At 50.6% G+C, this 1,475-nt stretch carries 2 tRNA genes and 3 rRNA genes; all 5 read right to left on the reverse strand.

The features are described from left to right. Positions 1–459 (reverse strand): 23S ribosomal RNA (locus GNP95_RS25445); the annotation flags it as partial. A gap of 353 nt (positions 460–812) precedes the next feature. After that, positions 813–888, reverse strand: a tRNA-Ala gene (locus tag GNP95_RS25450). 95 nt (positions 889–983) lie between these two features. After that, a tRNA-Ile gene (locus GNP95_RS25455) sits at positions 984–1,060 on the reverse strand. Between the two features lie 46 nt (positions 1,061–1,106). Continuing rightward, positions 1,107–1,223, reverse strand: a 5S ribosomal RNA gene (gene rrf / locus GNP95_RS25460). Positions 1,224–1,356: 133 nt separating this feature from the next. Next, positions 1,357–1,475, reverse strand: a 16S ribosomal RNA gene (locus GNP95_RS25465); the annotation flags it as partial.

Below are 1,475 nucleotides of genomic sequence, written 5' to 3' on the forward strand. Positions count from 1 at the left end.
CCTGGCAGATTCATACGGGGTTTCACGTGCCCCGCACTACTCGGGATCCGTCTCGGAGGGAACAGACTTTCGATTACAGGGCTTTTACCTTCTATGGCCGGCCTTTCCAGACCTGTTCGTCTAACCTCTTCCTTTGTAACTCCATGTGAGACGTCCCACAACCCCAGAGAGCAAGCTCTCTGGTTTAGGCTAATCCGCGTTCGCTCGCCGCTACTGACGGAATCACTTTTGTTTTCTCTTCCTCAGGGTACTTAGATGTTTCAGTTCCCCTGGTATGCCTCTTCACACCCTATGTATTCAGATGTGAGTGACTGCGTATTACCACAGCCGGGTTTCCCCATTCGGACACCCCCGGATCAAAGCTTGCTTACAGCTCCCCGAGGCAGTTTCGTTGTTCGCCACGTCCTTCTTCGGCTCCTAGCGCCTAGGCATCCTCCGTGTGCTCTTAGTAGCTTAACCATAATGCTTCGGTTTTGCGCCTGGCGCTCTGTTGTTCGCCGATTTCTTGATCAAGTAAATTCATACAAGGTAGAAATCGTCTCACAAAGGATCTCCAGTCCCAAAACCTACGCTAGCTACTTTTAATTAAACTTGCTTTGACACAAGTTCAGCTAAAAGGAATTTTCTAAAACGCAAATTTCGTTTCGCTATCCAGTTTTCAAGGATCAAGGACGGAACTTTTGTAACGATCACCTTCGGTGACGTTCAAAATTCCTGTCAATTTGTTCAACCGCCATTTTACCGGCGGAAGACTATCTTATCAAATCCACACTCACCATTCAAGCGGTAAGTTATGGAAGAGATATTGTTTATGGTGGAGCCAAGCGGGATCGAACCGCTGACCTCCTGCTTGCAAGGCAGGCGCTCTCCCAGCTGAGCTATGGCCCCATATCCAAGCCCCAAAAATTTACGGCACACCCCGAAAGCTTTCTCTAAACAAATCATGGAAACCTATCAAGCATGACGCATATTATGGAGTTGTATGGTGGGCCCTAGTGGACTCGAACCACCGACCTCACCCTTATCAGGGGTGCGCTCTAACCAGCTGAGCTAAGGGCCCGTAAAAGGAATGTTCAATTTAAATAACACCCAAAAAAGCGGGGTGCGCTTGGCGACGTCCTACTCTCCCAGGACCCTGCGGTCCAAGTACCATCGGCGCTGGAGGGCTTAACGGTCGTGTTCGAGATGGGTACGTGTGGAACCCCTCCGCCATTGCCACCAAACGCTTGAGAGTTGAACTCTCAAAACTGACCAACGAGTGAGCGATTTGTTCACTTTGCGAATGCAAAGTGTATCCGGCAGCTTGCGCTGACCGTGATTTGTACCGCTTCGTTACGGAAGCGAGGTACTCCATAGAAAGGAGGTGATCCAGCCGCACCTTCCGATACGGCTACCTTGTTACGACTTCACCCCAATCATCTACCCCACCTTCGGCGGCTGGCCCCTTGCGGTTACCTCACCGACTTCGGGTGTTG

This window comes from Paenibacillus woosongensis (assembly GCF_009725165.1).
GTDB classification, from domain to species: Bacteria; Bacillota; Bacilli; order Paenibacillales; family Paenibacillaceae; genus Fontibacillus; species Fontibacillus woosongensis.